Genomic DNA, 23,144 nt, shown 5'->3' with positions numbered 1-23,144 from the left:
CTGGCCGGAACATTTCACAAGCCGGCCGGTGGCGCAGTGTGCGCCCGATGTGCCGCATGAGCGGGAGCGGATGAATGCGAATAGGTCTTTTTGCGGTGGGACGGCTGAAGTCCGGCCCCGAAAAGGATCTTGTGGCCCGCTATCTCGAGCGTTTTGCCAAGGCCGGCCCTGCCGTCGGCCTCGAATTTACCCGTGTTGCCGAAGTGGCCGAAAGCCGTGCCTCCAATGCGGAAACCCGCAAGCGTGAAGAGGCGGCGATGCTTTTGAAATCGCTTGCCGATGGCAGCATTCTCATTCTTCTCGATGAACGCGGCAAGGCGCTCGACAGTGAAGCCTTCGCAAATCTGCTCGGCTCCTATCGCGATCAGGGCAAACGCGAACTGACCATCGCGATCGGCGGCGCCGACGGCCTCGATCCCTCCCTGTACGATCGTGCCGACGCCACGCTGTGTCTTGGCAAGATGACCTGGCCGCACCAGCTGGTGCGCACGCTGATCGCCGAACAGCTCTACCGCGCCGTTACCATCCTGTCCGGCCACCCCTATCACCGCGTCTGATGCCGCGGCGGCCCAATGCGTCACCCAGCGCGTCGTAATGTCACGCAGCCGTGTTTGCTTGGCCACCCGCTCTCCGTCGAACGTTCTGGCAAAGCGCGCCAAATCAGCTTAGTCTTCGCGCGATTTGAGAAAGTGCCCCAACACGCATGACGAGAGCATCCACCAGGCGACACCGCATGATCCTGCCGGCTATCGCGGCCGGTGTCGGTGTGGCGGTGATTGTCGTGTCGGCAAATCCGTTCATCGTCCGGGCGCAGGAAGCCGCCCCCGAAGCGGCACAATCCGCACCGCAGCCGGCAGCCGAGCCGCCACCGCCCGATCCCGCCGCCGAACTTGCCGCCAAGCGTGATCAGACCCGAGCCGAACTCGAAACCCTGTCGAAGACCATCAGTCTCTCCACCGACAAGGTGAGCGCGCTTCGCCGGAGCATTGCCGATCTGGAAAAGAGCACGGAGAGCATCCGCCAGGCGCTGATCGATTCCGCCGCACGCCGCAAGGCGCTTGAAAAGCAGATCCTCGAAAGCGAGAAGAAGCTTGCCGATCTCGGCGTCAAGGAGGATGGCATCCGCCGTTCCCTGCATGAGCGCCGCGGCCTTCTGGCCGAGGTGCTGGCAGCACTCCAGCGCATGGGCCGCAACCCGCCGCCCGCTTTGCTCGTCACCCCCGATGACGCGCTCGCATCGGTGCGCAGCGCCATTCTGCTCGGCGCGGTCGTGCCCGGCATCCGCAAGGAGACCGACAAACTTGCAGCAGACCTCGCAAACCTCGCCGCATTGCAAACCGCAAGCGCCGCCGAAAAAGCCTCGCTGACCGCGACGATGACGGATGGCATCGAGGAAGAGCGGCGCATGGACCTGCTGCTTGCCGAAAACGACAAGCTCAGCCGCAGCAATGCCGCCGAACTCGCAGCCGAGAGAAGACGCTCCGAAGAGCTGGCGGGCAAGGCGACGAGCCTTGAAGGCCTTGTCGCCTCGATGGAATCGGAGATCGCTTCGGTGCGGGATGCTGCCGCCGCCGCCCGCCAGGCGGAGGAGAACCGCAGGCTTATGACGGACGAGCAGCGCGCTCAGGCCAAGGCGCTCGCCGACAGCGGCGTGCCCGATAAAAACCGTATTGCGCCCGCATATCCCTTCGGAGAATTGAAGGCGAAATTGGAGGTGCCCGTTGCGGGCGATATCCTGCGCCAGTTCGGCGATGCCGACGGCACCGGACACGAGGCCATGGGAATGACGGTCGCCACCAATCCGGAGACGGTGGTGACGGCGCCTGCGGATGGCCTGGTGGTTTTCGCCGGCGCTTTCCGCAGTTACGGCCAGATGATCATCCTCGACGTGGGCGATGGATATCACCTGGTTCTCTCGGGAATGGATACGATCAATACCCGTCAGGGAAAGTTCGTTTTCTCCGGCGAGCCGCTTGCCGTGATGGGCGCAAAAAGAGTGGCAAGCGCAACTGCTTTGGCGCTGGAAACGGACCGGCCAACGCTTTACATTGAATTTCGAAAGGACGGTAAACCGGTCGATTCCCGGCCGTGGTGGACCTCCAAAGACACTGGAAAGGCACGCAATGATTCGTAGGGCTTCTCTTGTTCTGGTCGGCGCATTGATGGGTGCGACCGCAATGAGCGTCATTTACTCGGCGGGTGTGCCGGCAGAAGCGGCCGGATCCTCTACATACAAGGAACTTTCGGTTTTCGGCGATGTCTTCGAGCGCGTGCGTGCGCAATACGTGACGCCACCGGCCGAAGACAAGCTGATCGAGAACGCCATCAACGGCATGCTCTCCTCTCTCGATCCGCATTCGAGCTACATGAATGCGAAGGACGCCGAGGACATGCGCACCCAGACCAAGGGTGAGTTCGGCGGTCTCGGCATCGAAGTCACGATGGAAGACGAACTCGTCAAGGTCATCACCCCCATCGATGATACGCCCGCCGCCAAGGCCGGTGTTCTCGCCGGTGACTATATCTCCGAGATCGACGGCCAGTCCGTGCGCGGCCTGAAGCTGGAGGACGCCGTCGAGAAGATGCGCGGCGCCGTCAACACGCCGATCAAGCTAACGCTGATCCGCAAGGGCGCCGATAAGCCGATCGAACTGACGATCGTCCGTGACGTCGTCGCCGTCCAGGCAGTCAAGTCGCGTGTCGAGGACGATGTCGGTTATCTCCGCATCATCTCCTTCACCGAGAAGACCTATCCCGACATGGAAAAGGCGATCAAGAAGATCAAGGACACCGTTCCGGCTGACAAGCTGAAGGGTTATGTTCTCGACCTGCGCCTCAATCCGGGCGGCCTGCTCGACCAGGCGATCAACGTCTCCGATGCCCTGCTGCAGCGCGGCGAGGTCGTTTCGACCCGCGGCCGCAATCCGGATGAAACCCGCCGCTTCAATGCCGGCCCGGGCGACCTGACGGATGGCAAGCCGGTGATCGTGCTGATCAATGGCGGTTCGGCTTCCGCATCGGAAATCGTCGCCGGCGCTCTTCAGGATCTGCGCCGTGCCACCATTCTCGGCACGCGCTCTTTCGGCAAGGGCTCCGTCCAGACGATCATCCCGCTCGGCGAAAACGGCGCGCTGCGCCTGACCACGGCGCTCTATTACACGCCGTCGGGCCGCTCGATCCAGGGTACCGGCATCACGCCCGACATCAAGGTCGAGGAGCCGCTGCCGGAGGAACTGCAGGGCAAGATGGTGACCGAAGGCGAATCCAGCCTGCGCGGCCACATCAAGGGCCAGAGCGAGACGGACGAAGGTTCGGGCTCCGTTGCTTACGTCCCGCCGGACCCGAAGGACGACGTTCAGCTGAACTACGCGCTCGACCTCCTGCGCGGCAAGAAGACCGATCCGGCCTTCCCGCCGAACCCGGACAAGGCCGTCGTCGCCAAGTAATCGATCATCTCAAGGCCGGGCACCTCGCCCGGCCTTCCCTTTCTGCTGTTTCCCGGTTTTGGAGCGGGCGAAAAATTGGGAACGGACCTGCATGCGCCTTTGGGCCGCAACCGCAAAACCGGCAGCCGGCGCCCGGGTGTTCTGCGCCTGGGCCGCATCGCCGCCAGTCTCTGCCTTTTCGCGATAGGCGGCTTTTCGCTCTATACGGCATTTCGCGGCGATGGGCTCGAACGCAGCAAACCGCCTGCGGCCGAGCAGCCAGCAACGCCGCCTTCCCAGCCTCGGCCACCAACGTCAGCCGCCAACCAGGCGGCTGACGGCATGCCGCGCGCCGAGCCGCGCTCGGGCGCCAATGTCGAGCAGATGGTCACCGGTGACGGCTCCGTCGTCACCAAATACAGCCCGCGCCCGCGTGACGGCAGCGGGCCGGTGCTGGTCGATGCCATGCAGATCGGCCAGGATCCGCGCATGGCAGCTCAGCCGAATGAAGCATTGCTCGAAGAAACCCCCTTGGGCAGGCTTCCGATCGTCGGTCCGGATGGCCGGCGGCCGATGGATCAATATGCCCGTCCTTCGTCCGGCGCGCGCGGCGTCCGCATCGCCATCGTCGTCAGCGGTCTCGGGCTCAGCCAGACCGGAACGCAGCGCGCCATAGCGGACCTGCCGGAAGAGATCACCTTCGCTTTCGCCGCGAGCGGCAACAGTCTGCAGCGCTGGATGCAGGAAGCCCGCCGCGGCGGCCACGAGATCCTGTTGCAGGTACCGCTCGAACCATTTGATTATCCGGCGAATGATCCGGGTCCTGAAACCCTGCTGACCACGAAGCCGGCCGCCCGCAACATCGAGAACCTGCACAAGGCGATGGGCGAGATCACCAATTATACCGGCGTCATGAATTATCTCGGCGGCCGTTTCTTGTCGGATCCCGCCGCCATGGAACCCGTGATGCGCGATATCGGCAAACGCGGCCTGCTGTTCCTCGACGACGGCACTTCGGCACAATCAAAGACGGCGACGGTGGCCAAGGGAACCGAACTGCCTTATGCTTTTGCCGATCTGCAGCTCGACGGCCAGCTCGATATCAACGCCATCCTGAAGAAGCTCGACGAGCTCGAGCGCATCGCCCGCAAGAACGGTCAGGCGATCGGCGTCGCATCGGCTTTCGATGAGAGCGTTGACGCCATCGCCAAATGGAGCGAGGGGGCCGCGATGCGCGGCATCGAGATCGTCGGCGTCGCCGCCCTTTCCAACGACCCCCGGAATCCTTGATAAGAATCCTTGATAAGGATCCCTGAGAAGAATCCCCTAACGGAGAAAAAGATGAGCCAGGCGACTGTGAAAGCCGAGGATCTGCCCTACCGCCCCTGCGTCGGCGTGATGATCTTGAACCGCCAGGGTCTCGTCTGGGCCGGGCGGCGCATCCCCGACGGCAATTCCGAATATGACGGCTCGCCGCAGCTCTGGCAGATGCCTCAGGGCGGCATCGACAAGGGCGAGGATCCATTGGACGCCGCCTACCGCGAGCTCTACGAGGAGACCGGCATGAAGACGGTGACCCTGCTCGCCGAAGCGCGAGACTGGATCAACTACGATCTGCCGCCGGCACTGATCGGCATCGGGCTGAAAGGAAAATTCCGCGGTCAGACGCAGCGCTGGTTCGCCTTCCGCTTCGACGGCGACGACAGCGAGATCGCCATCAACCCGCCGCCGGGCGGCCACGAGCCGGAATTCGATGCCTGGGAGTGGAAGCCGATGCAGCAGCTGCCGGGGTTGATCGTCCCCTTCAAGCGCGCCGTCTACGACCAGGTCGTGGCCGAATTCCAGCATCTGACGACGCTGCAATCGGAAGATTGATTGAGCAGGAAGACCGCTTCGGTTTGCGCTCGGCAAACGGGAGCAAGGTCCACGACAATGCCAGATGAAGAATATCGGGCCAGGTGAAGAATATCGGCCGCCGATGGGGCGGCCGATATCGGCAGGGGCCTTATTCAGCCTCGTCGGCGGAGTCGGCGTTGAGCTGGCCGTATTTGCTCTCGCCGATTTTCTCGAGCAGATCGATCTGTGTTTCGAGGAAGTCGATATGACCTTCCTCGTCCGCCAGCAGCTCTTCGAAAAGCTTCATGGAGACGTAGTCGCCGGCCTCATGACAGATATCGCGCGACTTCTTGTAAGCCGTGCGGGCGTCATATTCGCCGGCAAGATCGGCTTCCAGCACTTCCTTGACGTTCTGGCCGATGCGCAGAGGTGCAAGGGTCTGCAGGTTGGGATGGCCTTCGAGGAAGATGATGCGCGCAACAAGCCGGTCGGCATGATGCATCTCTTCGATGGATTCGGCGCGCTCCTTCTTGGCGAGCTTGGTGTAGCCCCAGTCCTCAAGAAGACGATAGTGAACCCAATATTGGTTGACCGCACCGAGTTCGAGGAACAACGCCTCGTTAAGCCGCTCGATGACCTTTTTGTCGCCTTTCAATGTCCGCTCTCCTGTTTTCCTCATGGAATTGTTTCAAGCGGGACATGAAATCAAATATTTCGGTCTCCGTCGAGTGGCGACGGGCGTGATATTCCTCGGTCGTCTGGATAATGATGTCGACGACGTTGGGAAAACAGCCGCAGCAGCGGCCGCGTTTTTCCATGGCGTGGTAGACCTTCGCAGGCACGATAAGCTGCCAACAGTCTTCATCGAGAAGGTTGGTGATAACCTCCCGGATTTCCTTATCGGTTATATAATTGCAGCTGCAGACGAGCACGTCTTCATTCCAAACATGACACTGACTATCGTGTTTTCTGCTAAAGAAGATGGTGGCTGTCAAGAAAAAATTCGAGCCCCGCATCATTGAATAACAGCGTCCGGATGAGACCCCATGCATATCGTCTAAAATTATGCAGAGGTTTCAGGATGATGACGCCACAAGGCCGATGAAGACGCGCCGCATGCCCTGATCGGGTGACGCTATTTTAATGGAAGTTGCGTCCGCGCGGCATCACTTCAGCCGTTGCCGCCGCGCCCGCATGGCGGTCTGTTGCAACCATGCGTTTTTCCAGCTCCACCCTCTCCTGCGCATGCGCAAGCTTTTTCTGCCGCGGATCGCCCCCCGGTCTCAGCACTTCGTCTGCCCGTTCGCAGGCGCCGAAACGCCGGGCCTCGCGTTGCAGGACCCCGAGCGCCGGCGTCATATCCTCGATATGCTCGACAACGGTATGGATCACCCCGCTCTGGCTTTGCAGCCTGCCGCGGATTTTCACCAGCCGAGCACCCATCACGACCGATCGGTATTTATCGAACATTTTCGGCCAGACGATCGCATTGGCCACACCGGTTTCGTCTTCCAGCGTCATGAAGATCACACCTTTGGCCGAACCCGGTCGCTGGCGCACCAGCACGAGGCCGGCGATCGTCACCCGCTTTCCGCTGGCGATCTTCAACAGATCGACATTGCGCGTGATGCCCGTCCTTTGAAACTCCTCCCGCAGGAAAGAGACCGGATGCGCCTTCAGCGACAACGAGAGATAACGATAGTCCTCGATGACCTGTTCTCCCGGCAGCATGTCCGGCAGCTTCGCCATAGGTTCGATCTGGAGGTCGATATGACGGGTCTGCTCGAAAAGCGGCAGTTCCTCGGCTGCGCTCTTCACATCCAGCGCCCGCACCGCCCAGAGCGCTTCGCGCCGCGACAGATCGATCGACCGGAACGCATCGGCATCCGCCAGCCGTTCGATGACGGATTTTTGCAGACCGGACCGCAGCCAGAGATCGCGCACCGAACTGTAACCTTCGCCTCGATTGCCGACCAGTCGTTCCATATCGTCTATCGAGAGGCCCTTGATCTGGCGAAAACCCAGTCGCACCGCATGCCGGGTCTTGATGATCGTGCGCATCTTTTCATGCCGGAAATCGACGGCATTCCGATCGAAGACAGCTTCTTCCAGTCCGCAATCCCAGTCCGATTCATTGATATCGACCGGCAGGATCCTTACCCCGTGCTCGCGTGCATCCCGCACCAGCTGCGCCGGCGCATAAAACCCCATCGGCTGGGAGTTCAGCATCGCCGCGCAGAAGACATCGGGATAATAGGCCTTGAGCCAAGAGGAGGCATAGACGAGCAGCGCGAAGGAGGCGGCGTGGCTTTCGGGGAAGCCATATTCGCCGAAGCCTTTAATCTGGTTGAAACACTGCTGCGCGAATTCCTGGGCATAGCCCTTTGAGACCATTCCCTCGATGAACCGCTTTTCGAAATTACCGATCGTCCCGGTTCTCTTGAATGTCGCCATCGCTCTGCGAAGCTTGTCGGCTTCCGCCGGTCTGAAGCCTGCGGCGGTAATGGCGATCTGCATGGCCTGTTCCTGGAACAAGGGCACGCCGAGGGTTCTTTCCAGAACCGTTTCCAGCTCCTTGCTCGGATATTCGATCGGAATGTTCTTGGCCTGCTGCTCCCGGCGCTTCAGATAGGGATGCACCATATCGCCCTGGATCGGTCCTGGCCGCACGATCGCCACCTCGATGACGAGGTCGTAGAATAGCTTCGGCTTCAGACGCGGCAGCATGCTCATCTGCGCCCGGCTTTCGATCTGGAAGACGCCGAGCGTATCGGCCCGGCCCATCATCTCGTAAACCGGCTCGCCTTCGTCCCCATGCTCCTTGTTGCCGAGGTCTGCGAGCGTCTTCTTCACGTCGTAATGCAGTTCAAGCAGCGAGAAGGCCTTCCGCAGGCAGGTCAGCATGCCAAGCGCCAGCACATCCACCTTGAGGATCTTGACATTGTCGAGGTCGTCCTTGTCCCACTCGATCATGTAGCGATCCGGCATCGCCGTCTTCATGATCGGCACCACCTCGTCGAGACGGTCCCGCGTGATGACGAAGCCGCCAACATGCTGGGTGAGGTGGCGGGGGAAACCGAGAAGCTCGGACGCATATTTCAGCACGTTCTGCGTCACCGGATCCTTGATGTCGAGGCCGGCCGCCTTGGCATCCCGTTCGGAGAGATTGTCCTCCGACCAGCCCCAGACGAGGCTGCTGATCGCCGACTGAACATCCTCCGAGAGCCCAAAGGCCTTGGCGACCTCACGGCCGGCCGAACGGGTCCGATAGGTGGTCACCCCCGCCGTCAGTCCGGCATGTTTTATGCCGTATCTCTTGTAGATGAACTGGATGACCTCTTCGCGTCGATCATGCTCGAAATCGACATCGATATCCGGCGGTTCGTCACGATCCATCGAAATGAAGCGGTCGAAGAGCAGCGTGCTCTTCTGCGGATCGACTTCCGTTATCTCAAGACAATAGCAGATGACCGAGTTTGCCGCCGATCCGCGCCCCTGGCACAAGACCTTAAGTTCATAGCGGGCGTGCTGGATGATCTTGTGAACCGTCAGGAAGTAGGAGGCATATTGCTTATCCCCAATGAGTTTCAGTTCATAATCGATCTGTTGCGCCACCTTGGGCGGGATACCGTCGGGATAACGCCTTGCGGCGCCCGCTCTCGTCAGTCTTTCCAGGGTCTCCTGCGGCGTTTCGCCCGGATCGTTTTCAGGCGGATAATTGTGCTCCAGTTCCTTCAGCGAAAAGCTCAGCTTGCCGAAAAAGGTCTGCGTATTTTCGATCGCATCAGGATAGTCCCGGAAGATCCGGGCCATTTCACGTGAATCCTTGAGGTAACGTTCGGCATTCGGCGCCAGCAGGAATCCGGCTTGTGGTATCTGCACATGCTCCCGGATCGCGATCACGACATCCGAAAGCGGCCGGCGTTCAGGATGGTGGTAAATCGGCTGGTTGGTGGCAATCAGCGGCACGCGGTTTCGGGCAGCCAGCATCGAAAGCACCGCAAAGACCTGCCTGTCGCGGCCGTCATAGGCTGGCGCCAGCGCCATGAAAAAGGCCTTGCGGAATCGCCTGCGAAGCCGCTCCAGATAATCGTCCAGCGTCGACTGCCCCGCCTGATGATCGACAAGACTGCGGTCGGGAACGAGGGCGAGCATCATCTCGTCCCCCCATTCCGCAAGCTCCGCTTCCGTCAGGATGCAGCTTCCCTTGACCGCTTCTTCCTTCAGATTGCCGGCGCTGAGAAGGCGGCAGAGGTTTGCCCAGCCTCGCCGGTTTTGTGGATAGGCAAGGATATCAGGCGTTCCGTCGGAAAAGACGAGACGCGCGCCCGGTTGAACCCGGATAGGATCGAGAATGACCTCTGTTTTTCCCTTCTTCTTCGCCTCAGCCAGAATCTCATCCCTGTTCTTGTATCTCTCCTCAAGCTGCTCCGCCTGGGCATGCGCTCGCACAACGCCGGCAACCGAATTGCGGTCCGCAATCCCGAGACCGCCGAGCTTCAAATAAGCGGCCTGCACAACCATCTCTTCCGGACCGGAGGCGCCTTCGAGAAACGAGAAATTCGTTCTCGTGCCGACCTCGAAGAATGCCCGTGCGGTTGTCATGCGAACACGCCGTGCATGAACCAGCGAGGGTCAAACTCCTGACCATAAAAACCACGACGATAGATCCAGAAGCGATGCCCGGTCTCATCCTCAATGCGGAAATAGTCACGCGCCTCGGCCTCATCCCCATCGATCCACCACTCCATGGCAATCCGTTCCGGCCCTTCGCTTCTTGCCACCTGATGCTGCATGCGCCGCCAGCGGAAGATCTGCGGCGGACCATCGGGCACTTCGGCCATCATGATCTCGACCGGCTCCGGCGTTGCAAAGAGCCGCAACGGGCGCTCTTCGCGGAAAGGAAGTTGGATGTCCCGCGCTACCTTCCGCCTGGGAAGACTCTCCATCACAGGAACCGTAATGACGGCGCGTTCCGGCACATGACTCTCGCGAAGCTGGAAGCTTTGCAGGCAATCCGCACCAAGCCGGGCCGACACCCGGTCGACGAAAACAGAAAGCGAGATCTCTCCCTGACGATCGCCCTCGAAATCCCCCTGCGCTTCGTTGAAGGAATCGTGCCGCAACACATTCAACCGCAGGATCTCGAAACCATAGCCGGCATCGAGATCATCATAGACCGCCTGCAATCGCTCGGAAAAAAGCCCGGCAATGAGCTTTGGTTCGCGCAGCGGCTGCGAAGCGCCGACGGAGATACGAAAGACCCTGCCGTCGACGCGGAACAGGACCAGTTCGAACACCCGCCCGCCAGCCCCTCGCGCCTCCAGCGACGGCTGCAGCGACATGGCGACCTGCCTGGTGACGGCAAGGATCTGCTCTTCCGTCCCGATGGGCTCGATCAGCCGGCTTTCGGCCGAGAGGCTGGCGACAGGACGCCGGGGAGAGACCGGCTCTTCTTCATGCCCCAGCGCCTGGTCGAGACGCAGAAGCAGCTCCGGCCCGAACCGGCGGGTTAGCGGCGCTCGCGGCGCATCGATGACATCGCCGATATATTTCAGGCCGAGCTTCTTCAGAGCATCGACGGTTTGTCCTTCCAGCCGCAAGGCTGTAACCGGCAAGGACACCAGCACATGTTCCGCCTCTTCGTCCTCGATCACGCCACTCTGCCCGAAGCGGGACACCGCCCAGGAAAGGCCGGGCGATGATGAAATCGCGCCCCGTGCATCGAACCCCATATGAAAAAGCCGCGACAGCACATCCCGAAGAAGCGCCTTTTCACCGCCGAACAGATGGGCGCAGCCGCTAATGTCGAGAAACAGACCGTCCTTGCCGTCGAATGCCACCAGCGGCGTATAACGGTCGCACCAGTCGGCAATTGCCTCCAGCAGCCGGCGGTCGGCCGCCGGATCCTCTTCCGCGACCTCGAGCATTGGATACATGGCGCGCGCTTCGGCAACGCCCAAATCCTTCCTCAACCCCAGCCTCTCGGCCAACTCGTCCAGTGCCGTCAGCCGAATGGCATTGTTGAGCTTGCCGGAACAGACGATAGGCGGCGTCTCAGGACGCCCTTTCGAACGCCAGGAGAGCCCCCATCGTTTGCGGGCGATGCGGTCCGTTGGCAGATGCGGGAAGCTGAGCGCCAGAATGCGCTGACTGTTCGCCTGGAGGACGAACGAGGTTTGGTTCGGCGACAGGGAGAAATTCGCGTTCATGGGGATTCCACTCCAGAAGAAAGGAGAGCGGAGCCGGATTGCGGCTCTTCTCCAGCGTGAGACGGAAAATCGGATTGCCGATGCTGCCGGAAAGCCTCGATCCGTCCGGCAACGGCCGTAGACCGGCCGGGGCCGGTTCGACATGCAGACGGAAAGCCGCACTGCTTGCCTCCTCCGCTCCGGCCTGGCGCACGAGAAAGAGTGGATGGCGGGCAGCCCGCGCCCGAAGACTGAGCCTGCGGCTTTCGGTCAGCCCGAAATGGGCGGGATTGCCTCGCACTTCGAAGATGACGGCCGAGAAGGCAGCGCTTTCCACCGCCGCCTCCACCAGCCAGAGCGCCTCGTCCAGCTTGCGTGGCGCGGCGTGGAGAAACCGCTCCGGGCTCAGTCCGAAATCCCGAAGTCCGGGGGCATAGGGACGGCCGGCCTCCAGCGTGCCGATTGCATCGCCGATCCAGAGCAACGGCAGAAACCTGCCGGCATCCGCTTCCTGTTTCTGCAGCCGTGCGGCAACAGCCATAGCCAGCCCGCTTGCCGCACCGGCATCGCGAGACAGAGCCGAGCGGAATTCGGTGATCGCATCGAGCGGCAGGCCGCCTTCCAGTGCCCCATCGAGGAACTCTATTCCAAACGGCAGGGGCGGCAGAGTGCGCTCCTGGCGGGCCTTGCGTCCTTCCGCCACGGCTTCCCGTTCCGCCGCGGCAAGCGCCGGCGCGGGCTTTCCCTCCAGTCTGGCGATGGTTTCGCGGAGCGCAAAAAGCCGCTCGCGCGCCAGGGCGTGCTGCGCCATGGCGTTCTCCAATCCGTCTTGTTCCTGTTATGTTCTTATAGATTCCAGAGAGCTAATGAAGAGTCAACGGCCATTCTCTATGAATTTATTCCTGCCTTTGATTCCGCACTCGAAAATCGGCGATAAAGGTTCTATATGGGCCCGCAAAGGAAGGAATATTCATGGCCCGCAGAGACCAGAGCGATGATTGGCGGGACCGCCATGCGCCGACGATCAGCACCTTCGAGTCGCTGGCAATGGAGGCCTACAGCCATCTGCCGGATGAATTCCGCCAGCTGACGACCAACCTCACGATCGAGATCGAGGATTTCCCCGATGACGACGTTTTCGAGGACATGGCGCTGGAAACCCCTTTCGACCTGCTCGGCCTTTTCGAGGGCAGGGGCATTTCCGAACGTTTCACGGTGGAAACCGGCGAGATGCCGAACCGCATCCGCCTCTACCGCCGCCCCATCCTCGATTACTGGGCTGAGAACGATGAGACGCTCGGCGATATCATCACCCATGTCCTGATCCACGAGATCGGCCATCATTTCGGGCTGAGCGACGATGACATGGAGCGGATCGAGGCCAGCGCCGAGGAAGCCGCCGAGCGCTAAACCGCGCGTTCGGCAGAACGCGCTACTGCTCGGAGAGCTTCATCTCAGGATCGTAATCCTTGCCTTCGACATGTTTGACGACGGCCTGGCCGCACTGCATCGCGCCGGTTGCGGCATTGAAGGCATAGGTCGGCGAGCCCTCCAGCGACCAGCCCTTGTTGAGGGCGGCGGTAACCTTGTGGCAGAAGGAAGCATCGTCGGGACCGGTCAGGAAGCGGTAGAGTTTCATCACATCGTCTTTCGTGCTGCAGCCTGGCGGGCTGCGATCAGGCGGGCTTTATGAACCAGACTTTCCGCCTGGACAAGATGCAGCCGCTCGATCATCCGACCGCCTGCATTGATGACGTTCAGCCCCTCGGAAGCGGGATCGGCAAAGGCTGATATGATCGCCTCCGCTTCCGCAATCGCGGCCGGATCCGGGCCGAAATGGCGATTGGCGGGCTCGATCTGCGCGGGATGGATCAGCATCTTGCCGGTAAAGCCCATGGCCCGGCCCTGCTGACATTCGGCATCGAAACCCTGCTCGTCCCTGAAATCGTTGAAGACGCTGTCGATCGCATCGAGCCCGTAGGCGCTGACCGCAAGGACGACCTGCATCAGCCACGGCACGAGATAGCTCCGTCCCGGCTGCGGCAGCACGTCGGTTTCCTTGCGCAGGTCGTTGAGCCCGACGACGAGACAATCGAGCCGCGAGCCCGGCGTGCGCCCGGCCTCGGCGATATCAGCCGCATTCAGGATGCCGCGCGGCGTCTCGATCATCGCCCAGATGCGCAGATCTTCGGGCGCATCCGCCTCGGAGAGAAGGTCGCTGATATCAGTGACATCCTGCGGCTCGTCGACCTTCGGCAGCAGAACGGCATCGGGACCAAGCGCCGTCACCAGCTTCAGATCGGCCAGGCCGAAATTGGACGACAGGCTGTTGATACGGATGATCCGCTCCTTGCCTTGGAGCGGCCGATCCGAAAAAAAGCGCCTCAGGTTTTCCCGCGCTTCCGCCTTCTTTTCCGGCGCCACCGAATCCTCGAGATCGAAGATCACTGCATCGCAATCGACCGCATGGGTCTTTTCGAGGGCGCGGGGGTTGATGGCAGGCACGCTCAGCACCGAACGGCGCAGGCGAGGGGTCACGGGGTTTCGGCTCATGGCGAATTAGTGCCAAGCTTTGACAGCCGAAGCAAGCAACCTGCCCCAGAACATCCAGCAGAACAACAAAAAGCCATGCTTGCCTTGCAGAGAGGAAAGAGAAGGACCACATTCCTTTCCGAAGAAAGGTCTCTAACCATGCAGAACATTCGCTCCATCTTCCTCATGCTTGCCGGCGCCACCGTTTTCGTGGCCATGCTGCTTCTCACCTTTTCGGTGACGCTTGCTGTCGGCGGCATCCTGACCGTGCTCATGGTCGGGCGCGCGCTGTCGATGAAGATGAAGCCCGCTCCGATCCGTGCCAAGGCAAACAACGGTAAGCCGGAGATGCGGGTGTGGAACGACGGCCGCGGCACGATCATCGATCTCTGATCACCTTTTCACTGAAGATTTCGTTCGCTGAAAAATTTCGGCCGACACTGTCGGATCACGCTTCCATGCTGCGTCCTTGAAGCAGCCAGGCATTCAGCCGGCGCTAAAAACGAATGGAGGACAAGCATGGATGCGACAGAGAGCAACCCGACCAAGATGCCGCCGGTCAAGAATGGCCTGCTGCCCTATCTGACGGTCAATGGCGCGGTGAAAGCTGCGGAATTCTACACGAAGGCTTTCGGCGCCGAAGAGGCCTATCGCGTGCCGGTCGACGAAAACGGCAGAACGATGCATGTGCATCTCTACATCAACGGCAGCTCCCTCATGCTGTCGGATGCCTATCCCGAATACGGCCATCCCTTCAAAGGCCACGAAGGCTTCGCCATCCAGCTGGTTATCGACGATATCGATTTCTGGTGGGATCGCGCGGTTGCGGCCGGCGCCGAAGTCGTCATGCCGGTCGAACTGATGTTCTGGGGCGACCGCTACGGCCAGCTTCGTGATCCGTTCGGCGTCCTCTGGGGGTTGAACGCACCGTCCAAATAAGGGGACCGGCGCAATCGGCAGGCCGCGCGAAACGTCGCGTGGCCGCCATCTGTGAAAGATTCTCCTTCATTTCGACGAAAAACTGGACTAGATGCAAATTCAGAAAGTAGATTTGCTGAAATGGAGCATGGATCATGGATAAATTCGTGAAGCTCACGGGCGTTGCAGCGCCGCTGCCGGTCGTCAACATCGACACCGACATGATCATTCCGAAGGATTATCTGAAGACGATCAAGCGCACCGGCCTCGGCACCGGCCTCTTCGCCGAAGCCCGCTACAATGAGGACGGCTCGGAAAACCCGGATTTCGTGCTCAACAAGCCGGCCTATCGCGATGCCAAGATCCTCGTTGCCGGCGACAATTTCGGCTGCGGCTCCTCGCGCGAGCACGCGCCCTGGGCGCTTCTCGATTTCGGCATCCGCTGCGTGATCTCGACCAGCTTCGCCGACATTTTCTACAACAACTGCTTCAAGAACGGCATTCTGCCGATCAAGGTCAGCCAGGACGATCTCGACAAGCTGATGGACGACGCCTCGCGCGGCTCCAACGCCATCCTGACCGTCGACCTCGAGAGCCTCGAGATCACCGGCCCCGATGGCGGTTCGATCAAGTTCGATCTCGACGAGTTCAAGCGCCACTGCCTGCTGAACGGCCTCGACGATATCGGCCTGACGCTCGAAAAGGGCAAGGCGATCGATAGTTTCGAAAAGAAGAACGCTGCTTCGCACCCCTGGGCAGCCTGAGCGCTATTCAATAATTGCAGAAAAAGCCGGGCTTTCGCCCGGCTTTTTCTTTACAGCGCGCGCCTTTTCAGGCGCGCAAAGGACGCTGTAACACGTCCAATTGCCGCAGATCAGAGAAACTTCTCTTTCCAAGCTCTGAGCTTTTCGAGCGATACGCCGATGCCGCCGCAGACTTCGATCAGAGGATTGTCGAAGCGCTGAAGCAGCCCGGCATGCACATCGGCAACGGCAAGGGCAGCACCGCAAGCCGGCTCGACCAGAATGCGCTGCGCATCGGCGAATTTCAGGCAGGCGGCAACGGCATCGGCGTCGCTGACGACGATACTTTCGATCGGATGCTGCTTCGGCAGGTCGAAGACATGCTGCGCCACCTGCCGCGCCCCGAGCGAAGTGGCAATCGAGGTAATGGCGGGAAGGATGATACGCTCATTCGCCTTGAGGCTGGCGTTCAGCGAGGCCGCCCCTTCCGTTTCGACGGCGATGACGGGCACATCGGATAGCCCGTTTCGCTGCAACCCCGCGACAATGCCGGCAAGCAGCCCGCCACCACCGACGCTGGTGACGACGCAATCGAATTTTGCACCCTTCGCCACCACTTCGTCGATCAGCGTGGCATGGCCATCCCACAGCAGCGGATGGTCGAAGGGGTGCACATAGGTCGCCTTGCGGCTCCGGGCGAGTTCGACGGCATGGGCATTGGCTTCGTCGAAGACCGAACCATGGACGAGGACATTGGCGCCCGTCGCGGTAATCGTCTGCCGCACATCGGCCGTCGTCGTCTCCGGCACGACGATCGTGACCGGTATGCCGAGCGCCCGGCCGGCATAAGCCGCGGCAATCCCGGCATTGCCGCCGGAAGCACAGAAGATCTCGCGCGCCCCATTTTCCACCTCGTGCTGGCAAAGCCTGCCGACGCCGCGCAGCTTGAAGCTGCCGGAAGGCTGCAGCGCATCAAGCTTCAGCCAGAGCCGTTTGCCGCTGGCGCTATAACCGGATGCTGTCTGAACCAAGGGCGTGTCGAGATGGAGAGGTGCGAAAGGCATGGGCAACATCCAGGGAAAGAAAAGGGTAGGCCCGCCGTTTCTAATCCGTTTGCAGGCACGGGAGCAACCATCGCGGCGAAGAGCGAAGCGTACCGATTCACCTCTTCTCTCGCTTGAAATGCCCATTTCCGGGGTCTAAGAAGCCGCAACTTGTTTTTCCCAGGAGGGTTTCATGACAGCGCGCAATCTTTTCCTGCTGCCGGGTGACGGCATCGGTCCCGAGGCCATGGGCGAGGTCCGCAAGATCATCGCCTATATGAACGAGGCGATGAACGCCGGTTTCGTCATCGACGAAGGCCTTGTCGGCGGCTCTGCCTATGATGCGCATGGCGCGGCGATCTCGGAAGCCGACATGCAGAAGGCACTTGCCGCCGATGCCGTTCTCTTCGGCGCCGTCGGTGGCCCGAAATGGGATAGCGTGCCTTACGAAGTGCGTCCGGAAGCCGGCCTGCTGCGCCTGCGCAAGGATCTGCAGCTCTTCGCAAACCTGCGTCCCGCCATCTGCTATCCGGCCCTGGCGTCAGCCTCGTCGCTGAAGCCGGAGCTGGTCGAAGGCCTTGATATTCTGATCATCCGCGAGCTGACGGGTGGCGTCTATTTCGGCGAGCCGAAGGAGATCATCGACCTCGGCAACGGTCAGAAGCGCGGCATCGACACACAGGTCTACGATACCTACGAGATCGAGCGCATCGCCGGCGTCGCCTTCGAAATGGCCCGCACCCGGCAAAACCGCGTCTGCTCCATGGAAAAGCGCAACGTCATGAAGTCGGGCGTGCTCTGGAACCAGGTGGTGACCGAGACGCACAAGGCGAAATATTCCGACGTTCAGCTCGAACACATGCTGGCCGATGCCGGCGGCATGCAGCTGGTGCGCCAGCCCAAACAGTTCGACGTCATTGTCACCGACAACCTCTTTGGCGACATGCTCTCCGACGTCGCTGCCATGCTGACCGGTTCGCTCGGCATGCTGCCGTCGGCCTCGCTCGGCGCGCCTGACGGCAAGACCGGCAAGCGCAAGGCGCTCTACGAGCCGGTGCACGGCTCGGCTCCCGACATCGCCGGCAAGGGCATCGCCAATCCGATCGCCATGATCGCCTCCTTCGCCATGTGCTTGCGTTACTCCTTCAACCTGGTGAAGGAAGCCGACGACCTGGAAAAGGCGATCGCCAACGTGCTCGACAAGGGCATCCGCACCGGTGACATCATGGCCGATGGCGCAAGGCAGGTCGGCACCGTCGAGATGGGCGATGCGATCCTGGCCGAGTTCAAGACGCTTTCCGCCTGATATTTCACGTGAAACAGTTCCGGCCCTTCGCATCATGCATGCGGAGGGCTTTTTCTCTCTGGAGCGCGAGCCGCATCGGCTTGGTCGAATTATCCCAACCGGACTATTCTCGGCCACAATCTCGTGTATTTTTGCGCCGGATTTTAACGAGCGCATGACCTCGAAATCGGAATCGATATTCGGAAAGCATTATGCGCCAATTCAAGTGATAAAGCGTCCTTAGCGCGTCCTGTAGGATATGGCGGCGCTCCAGGACAAAATTCGAATGGACGACGGCATGCGGGCATTTTGGGCTTCCCTGGACAGGCGCTGGCGCCGGAGCAGCGCCGGCATGCCGCCTTTGCGCTGGCAGGCATGCCTCTTCATCACGCTCAATGCCGTCATCCTCTCCATGCTGCTCTTCGATGCGCCGATTGGCGCCAGCGAAGTTCCTGCACCGGTGAAGCAGCTCGGCCAGATGCTGACCGGTTTCGGCGATTCCGCCTGGCTGATCTGCACCAGCATCCTGTTGTTCTTTCAGGGGCGGGCGGGTTACAAGCTTGTCAAGACGGCGCGCTCCAAGGCGCAGGCGCTCTATGTCAGCTGGATCGGCGCCTATCTGTTCATCACGGTCGTCTTCTCGGGGCTTCTCGCCAATCTGCTGAAACGCGCGATCGGCAGGGCACGTCCCGATCATTTCCACGATTACGGCATGTTTTCCTTCACGCCCTTTTCAGGCCATGCCGCTTTCGAAAGTTTTCCATCCGGCCATTCCACCACGGTCGGCGCTTTCTTCGCCGCATTCGCGCTGCTGTTTCCGCGCTACCGCGTCGCCTTTATCGCCTGCGCCATCTGGCTCGGCATGACACGCGTCATGGTCGGCGCCCATTATCCGAGCGATGTCATCGCCGGCCTTGCCTTCGGCGCCTGGTTCTCGCTGCTGACGGCGATCGTCTTCGCCCGCTGTGGTCTGCTCTTCACACTGGCGCCGGATGGCTGGCCGATCGCCAAGTGCCTGTTCCCTGACACGAAAAAACCCGGCGCCTTGTGAGCGCCGGGCCTTTTCTCAAGCGGAACGCGGCTCAGCCAACCGCTCAATCCATTGCGTGGATATCCCTGTTCTTCGTTTCTGGCAGGAAGATCAGGCCGATCACCAGCGTGATCGTCGCAAAGACGATCGGGTACCAGAGACCGTAATAGATATCGCCTGCGGCAGCGCTCATCGCGAAGGCCGTCGCCGGCAGCAGGCCGCCGAACCAGCCGTTGCCGATGTGATAGGGCAGCGACATGCCGGTGTAGCGGATGCGGGTCGGGAAGAGCTCGACCAGAAGTGCGGCGATCGGCCCGTAGACCATCGTCACATAGAGGACGAGGATGAACAGGATGGCGATCGTGCCGATCCAGTTGACGCGGGCGGGATCGGCGGCCATGGCGAAAGTGCCGCCATTGGCGATGTTGTAGACCGCCATGTCGGTGACGCCATTGGCTTCATCCGCCGTCAGCAGCTTGGTCTCGACCAGCTTGGCGGCCGGCACGGTTTCCTTCGTACCGGCGCGCACGGCATCGGCATTGAGCGACAGTTCCGGATTGGCGGCGATGAAGGCATCGAGCTTGGCATCCGCCACCTTGGCGGCGCCGCGGTTCAGCGGATAGCCGGCATCGTGAAGCGCGATGTTGACGCCCTTTTCGAAGGCGGCGGTCATGCCCTTGGCCTTGTCGCCGGCAGCGACGACGTCAAAGCTCGGGATCGTCGCGTTGCCGACCTTCACCGTTGCCGGCTGTCCGGCAGGGCCGGGCACGACGTCATAAGGCACCGAATTCCTCGTCAGGAATGCCGTCGCCACGTCGCAGGAACTGGTGAACTTCGCCGTGCCGGTCGGGTTGAACTGGAACCGGCAATCCGCCGGATCAGCCGTGACCGTTGCCCGGATCGAAGCCTGCGCTTCGGCAAGCGCCGGATTGGCCGTCCAGGTCATCGCCTTGAACAGCGGATTATACGTCACCGCCGCGATGAGAAGGCCTGCCATGATGATCGGCTTGCGGCCGATCTTGTCGGAGAGGCCGCCGAAGATGACGAAGAATGGCGTGCCGAGGAGAAGTGCGATCGCGACCATGACATTGGCCGAGAACAGGTCCACCTTCAGCACGTTCTGCAGGAAGAACAGCGCATAGAATTGGCCGCCGTACCAGACGACCGCCTGGCCCATTGTGGCGCCGAGAAGCGCGATGATCGCGATCTTGGCATTTTTCCATGTCCCGAAGGCTTCGGTCAGCGGCGCCTTGGAGCCCTTGCCTTCCGCCTTCATGCGCTGGAACGCCGGCGATTCGTTCATCTTCAGGCGGATCCAGACGGAGATGCCGAGCAGGACGACCGACACCAGGAACGGAATGCGCCAGCCCCAGGCGGCGAACTCAGCCGCACCCATCAGATATTGAACCAGGACGATGACGATCAGCGACAGGAACAGGCCGAGCGTCGCCGTCGTCTGGATCCATGAGGTGAAATAGCCGCGGCGCCCGTTCGGCGCATGTTCGGCGACATAGGTTGCCGCACCGCCATATTCACCGCCGAGCGCCAAGCCCTGCAGCAGACGCAACGCGATCAGGATGATCGGGGCTGCGATGCCGATGGTGGCCGCGCCCGGCAGGATGCCGACGAGGAAGGTCGACAGACCCATGATCATGATCGTCATCAGGAAGGTATACTTGCGGCCGACGAGATCGCCGAGACGGCCGAACACCAGCGCGCCAAAGGGGCGCACCAGGAAGCCGGCAGCAAAGGCGAGCAGCGTGAAGATGTTGCGCGTGGCCTCGGGATACTGGGTGAAATAGGTCGCGCCGATATAGGTGGCGAGCGAACCGTAGAGATAGAAATCATACCATTCGAAAACGGTGCCGAGCGAAGAGGCGAAGATGACCTTCTTCTCCTCGCCGGTCATCGGACCGGCCTTCGCGCCGTCGATGCTTGCGACATTTGCCATTGTCTGTCCTCCACAGAGTGATGAGCAACGCGCGCGCCCTACTCTCCTCAAAGCAGACCCCTGGCCGCGACACGCCTGACGGGAGTGTGCCAGAAACGGCAGATCAAAAAGAGAGATGCTTTGGGATTATGACTTTAGTCTAATGATGCCGGGCAGTGTCATGCAGATCCGGCCCTCCGCCGCCGGAGGTTGGATCCGTTACGCTCTCAGCGCCTGCGCCGGCGATTGGCGATAGGCAAGCACTGCCGGCAAAGCGGCGAGGACCGTGGCAAAGGCAAGCAGAACCGCCGCAAGCCCGGCATCTTCACGGGCGAAGACGACCGGCATGGTGATCCCGCTCGTCTCGGAGAACATGTCGGACAAGAGGAGGGCCGCAGCATAACCGAGGGCGAATCCGAGCCCGATGCCGACTGCCACCAGGAAGAAGAATTCCAGCCAGACAATGCCGAAAATCGCCCCCCGCGGCGCGCCGAAGGCCCTCAGCGCGCCGATCTGGCGGCGGCGCTGGCCGATATGGATGACAGTGACCAGCACCAGCGAGGCCGCGACAAGAGCTTGCGCTCCGGAGGCGACCGCGACGAGGATCTGCTTGGCGTCGCCGAGCGTGGCGTAGAGATTGGTCAACACCTCGCCGGGAAAAACGGCGACGGTATTGCCGCTGCGATATTCCTGCCGCAGCTTGTAGGCATCGGCGATCGTCTTCGGCTTGACGAGAATGGCGGGAAGGCCGGGAGCGTCGGCAGTCCAGCTCCCGTCGAGTGCGGCATCCGGGTCAAGCTTGCCGTGATGCTCGCCGGCTTCCTCATGCTCATGGCCATGTTCGGCCGTACCCGTGCCGGACGCCGCTTCATGCTCGTGCTCGCTCTCGGCCCCTTCCTCCGCATGTTCCTCCGCCTCCAGGCCATGGATATGCCAGACGGCCTGGATCGGAACGAGAATAGCCCGGTCCCAGGCGGTACCGGTCGGCCGCAGGCGGCCGGCGATATGATAGACGAGTTCGATGTGGGTCTCGCCGCCCTCTTCCGGCAAACCGTGCATCGGCTTGATCTCGCCGCCGAGCGACAGTTTGACGGCGGAGCCGATCACCGCCTCGCCCTCGCGCGCAAAAATCTTGCCCTCGATGAAGCCGCCGGACAGGTTTTGCGCCAGCATGGTCGTCGTGCCGACGATCGGATAGCCGGAGAAGGAATCCCCGAAGCCGATCGGAGCGGCCCAGTCGACACGCGGATCCGCGGCAAGCTTGCCCAGCATCTCGCCCGGCATGAGCGGCAAAGGCGAGGCCTGCAGGAAGACGGAAGACAGCACCAGCTGCGTCTCGCTGCCGCCTGCGCCGATGACGAGATCGAACTTGTCGGCGGCGCGCGCGCTGCCGAGGCGAAGCGCCCGTTCCTGCAGCACGACGGAAACGCCAAGCGCGGTCGCAAGGGCCACCAAAAGCACCACCACCAGCGACCCCGCCCAGAGGCGACGAAGATCGGAAAGGATGAAGCGGATCATGCAGCCTCTCCCGCCGTTGCCGTGGAATCTTCGCTGATCCGGCCGGAGCCGAAGGTGATGCAACGGTCGAGGCGGCTGGCCAGGCGCTGATCGTGAGAAACGACGATCAGCGTACTGCCTTCGGCAATGGCAAGATCGAGAATGAGATCGCCGACAGCCTCGCCGCTTTCGGCATCGAGGCTTGCGGTCGGTTCGTCGGCGATGATGACGCCGGGCTTGCGCAGCAGCGCCCGGCCGATCGCCACCCGCTGCATCTCGCCGCGCGACATGGTTTCGATCTTCTGGCCGGGGCGGGAAAGACCAACCGTGCTCAAAAGCGCATGCGCCCGCTCGATGATATCCGCCGTGGCGGCGCCGGCAAGCCGCGCCGGCAGAAGCACGTTTTCCAGCGCCGACAGGCCGGGAAAGAGATGAAACTCCTGCATCACCAGGCCGATATTGGCGGCACGGAACCGGTCGCGCCGGCTTTCTGAAAAACCCGCGATATCCTCGCCGTTCCAGCGGATGCGGCCTTGCCGTGTCCGCTCCAGCCCGGCAACGATATTGACGAAGGTGCTCTTGCCGGAGCCGGACGCCCCTGTAATGGCGACCCTGCTGCCGGCAGCGATCGACAGGTGGCCGATCGCCAGCGCCGGCGAGGACAGGCCAGGGAAGACAACGGAAAGGTTTTCGATATTGAGAGCGAGCATATCG

At 61.4% G+C, this 23,144-nt stretch carries 22 protein-coding genes; 11 read left to right on the top strand and 11 right to left on the bottom strand.

Going from position 1 to position 23,144, the window contains the following annotated elements:
* Positions 1–74: 74 nt before the first annotated feature.
* The 5 genes from rlmH to ACMUVN_RS16375 all read left to right on the top strand — a co-directional run bounded on the left by rlmH (position 75) and on the right by ACMUVN_RS16375 (position 5,300).
* The gene (gene rlmH / locus ACMUVN_RS16395) at positions 75–557 is read left to right on the top strand and encodes a 23S rRNA (pseudouridine(1915)-N(3))-methyltransferase RlmH (RefSeq protein WP_168333460.1); all 483 of its coding nucleotides are present in this window, start codon (positions 75–77) and stop codon (positions 555–557) included.
* A gap of 176 nt (positions 558–733) precedes the next feature.
* Complete coding sequence (locus tag ACMUVN_RS16390; RefSeq protein ID WP_168333459.1) at positions 734–2,134, top strand: murein hydrolase activator EnvC family protein; 1,401 nt, start codon at positions 734–736, stop codon at positions 2,132–2,134.
* A complete protein-coding gene (locus tag ACMUVN_RS16385) occupies positions 2,124–3,446 on the top strand; it encodes a S41 family peptidase (RefSeq protein ID WP_028759099.1) in 1,323 nt (440 codons plus the stop codon). The genes ACMUVN_RS16390 and ACMUVN_RS16385 overlap by 11 nt, the downstream gene beginning before the upstream one ends.
* A gap of 75 nt (positions 3,447–3,521) precedes the next feature.
* Positions 3,522–4,715 (top strand): divergent polysaccharide deacetylase family protein, encoded by a 1,194-nt coding sequence (locus tag ACMUVN_RS16380; protein WP_063473858.1) that lies wholly within the window; start codon positions 3,522–3,524, stop codon positions 4,713–4,715.
* A gap of 51 nt (positions 4,716–4,766) precedes the next feature.
* Positions 4,767–5,300 carry an RNA pyrophosphohydrolase gene (locus ACMUVN_RS16375; protein WP_047615822.1) on the top strand — a complete coding sequence of 178 codons (534 nt, stop codon included), beginning with the start codon at positions 4,767–4,769 and terminating at the stop codon, positions 5,298–5,300.
* A 130-nt stretch (positions 5,301–5,430) separates the two neighbouring features.
* Here ACMUVN_RS16375 and bfr read toward each other — a convergent pair whose 3' ends face one another.
* From bfr to ACMUVN_RS16350, 5 genes are all read right to left on the bottom strand, one after another.
* Entirely contained in the window at positions 5,431–5,916 is a 486-nt protein-coding gene (bfr, locus tag ACMUVN_RS16370; RefSeq protein ID WP_047615824.1) for a bacterioferritin, read from the bottom strand.
* Positions 5,882–6,280 (bottom strand): (2Fe-2S)-binding protein, encoded by a 399-nt coding sequence (locus ACMUVN_RS16365; protein ID WP_080759938.1) that lies wholly within the window; start codon positions 6,278–6,280, stop codon positions 5,882–5,884. Before ACMUVN_RS16365 ends, bfr begins: the two co-directional genes overlap by 35 nt.
* Positions 6,281–6,401: 121 nt before the next feature.
* On the bottom strand, positions 6,402–9,866 hold the full coding sequence (locus ACMUVN_RS16360) for an error-prone DNA polymerase (protein ID WP_414815291.1): 3,465 nt from the start codon (positions 9,864–9,866) through the stop codon (positions 6,402–6,404).
* Positions 9,863–11,308: a Y-family DNA polymerase gene (locus ACMUVN_RS16355; protein WP_414815344.1), complete on the bottom strand. Its 1,446-nt coding sequence runs from the start codon at positions 11,306–11,308 to the stop codon at positions 9,863–9,865. The genes ACMUVN_RS16360 and ACMUVN_RS16355 overlap by 4 nt, the downstream gene beginning before the upstream one ends.
* A 10-nt stretch (positions 11,309–11,318) precedes the next feature.
* Positions 11,319–12,263, bottom strand: a complete 945-nt coding sequence (locus tag ACMUVN_RS16350) for an ImuA family protein (RefSeq protein ID WP_183904646.1) — start codon at positions 12,261–12,263, stop codon at positions 11,319–11,321.
* Between the two features lie 161 nt (positions 12,264–12,424).
* Between ACMUVN_RS16350 and ACMUVN_RS16345 the strand changes: the two genes are divergently transcribed.
* Positions 12,425–12,862 carry a metallopeptidase family protein gene (locus tag ACMUVN_RS16345; RefSeq protein WP_028759144.1) on the top strand — a complete coding sequence of 146 codons (438 nt, stop codon included), beginning with the start codon at positions 12,425–12,427 and terminating at the stop codon, positions 12,860–12,862.
* 22 nt (positions 12,863–12,884) lie between these two features.
* Here the strand turns inward: ACMUVN_RS16345 and ACMUVN_RS16340 are convergent, their stop codons facing one another.
* Positions 12,885–13,091 (bottom strand): DUF1737 domain-containing protein, encoded by a 207-nt coding sequence (locus ACMUVN_RS16340; RefSeq protein ID WP_017962591.1) that lies wholly within the window; start codon positions 13,089–13,091, stop codon positions 12,885–12,887.
* On the bottom strand, positions 13,091–14,005 hold the full coding sequence (locus ACMUVN_RS16335) for an HpcH/HpaI aldolase/citrate lyase family protein (RefSeq protein ID WP_063473863.1): 915 nt from the start codon (positions 14,003–14,005) through the stop codon (positions 13,091–13,093). The genes ACMUVN_RS16340 and ACMUVN_RS16335 overlap by 1 nt, the downstream gene beginning before the upstream one ends.
* 138 nt (positions 14,006–14,143) lie before the next feature.
* On the opposite strand from ACMUVN_RS16335, the gene ACMUVN_RS16330 reads away from it, so the two are divergent.
* The 3 genes from ACMUVN_RS16330 (at position 14,144) to leuD (ending at position 15,666) form a co-directional block, all read left to right on the top strand.
* Entirely contained in the window at positions 14,144–14,377 is a 234-nt protein-coding gene (locus ACMUVN_RS16330) for a hypothetical protein (protein WP_047615832.1), read from the top strand.
* A gap of 126 nt (positions 14,378–14,503) precedes the next feature.
* Positions 14,504–14,923 carry a VOC family protein gene (locus ACMUVN_RS16325; RefSeq protein WP_063473864.1) on the top strand — a complete coding sequence of 140 codons (420 nt, stop codon included), beginning with the start codon at positions 14,504–14,506 and terminating at the stop codon, positions 14,921–14,923.
* 134 nt (positions 14,924–15,057) lie between these two features.
* Positions 15,058–15,666, top strand: coding sequence for a 3-isopropylmalate dehydratase small subunit (leuD, locus tag ACMUVN_RS16320; RefSeq protein ID WP_047615835.1), 609 nt, complete (start codon positions 15,058–15,060; stop codon positions 15,664–15,666).
* A gap of 110 nt (positions 15,667–15,776) precedes the next feature.
* On the opposite strand, the gene ACMUVN_RS16315 is transcribed toward leuD, so the two are convergent.
* Positions 15,777–16,709 (bottom strand): pyridoxal-phosphate dependent enzyme, encoded by a 933-nt coding sequence (locus ACMUVN_RS16315; protein WP_127431138.1) that lies wholly within the window; start codon positions 16,707–16,709, stop codon positions 15,777–15,779.
* Between the two features lie 172 nt (positions 16,710–16,881).
* On the opposite strand from ACMUVN_RS16315, the gene leuB reads away from it, so the two are divergent.
* On the top strand, positions 16,882–17,994 hold the full coding sequence (gene leuB, locus ACMUVN_RS16310) for a 3-isopropylmalate dehydrogenase (RefSeq protein ID WP_047615840.1): 1,113 nt from the start codon (positions 16,882–16,884) through the stop codon (positions 17,992–17,994).
* Positions 17,995–18,271: 277 nt separating this feature from the next.
* Positions 18,272–19,024: a lipid A 1-phosphatase LpxE gene (gene lpxE, locus ACMUVN_RS16305; RefSeq protein WP_174824487.1), complete on the top strand. Its 753-nt coding sequence runs from the start codon at positions 18,272–18,274 to the stop codon at positions 19,022–19,024.
* A 43-nt stretch (positions 19,025–19,067) separates the two neighbouring features.
* Here the strand turns inward: lpxE and ACMUVN_RS16300 are convergent, their stop codons facing one another.
* The 3 genes from ACMUVN_RS16300 to ACMUVN_RS16290 form a co-directional block, all read right to left on the bottom strand.
* Entirely contained in the window at positions 19,068–20,954 is a 1,887-nt protein-coding gene (locus ACMUVN_RS16300) for an MFS transporter (protein ID WP_047615844.1), read from the bottom strand.
* 198 nt (positions 20,955–21,152) lie between these two features.
* Positions 21,153–22,451 carry an ABC transporter permease gene (locus ACMUVN_RS16295; RefSeq protein ID WP_414815290.1) on the bottom strand — a complete coding sequence of 433 codons (1,299 nt, stop codon included), beginning with the start codon at positions 22,449–22,451 and terminating at the stop codon, positions 21,153–21,155.
* A complete protein-coding gene (locus ACMUVN_RS16290; RefSeq protein WP_047615849.1) occupies positions 22,448–23,140 on the bottom strand; it encodes an ABC transporter ATP-binding protein in 693 nt (230 codons plus the stop codon). The genes ACMUVN_RS16295 and ACMUVN_RS16290 overlap by 4 nt, the downstream gene beginning before the upstream one ends.
* Between the last annotated feature and the right edge of the window lie 4 nt (positions 23,141–23,144).

This window comes from Rhizobium sp. IY2, assembly GCF_047532935.1.
Lineage (GTDB): Bacteria > Pseudomonadota > Alphaproteobacteria > Rhizobiales > Rhizobiaceae > Rhizobium > Rhizobium anhuiense.
The sequence above is the reverse complement of the archived record's forward strand: the minus strand, read 5'-3'. Positions and strand labels throughout refer to the sequence as shown.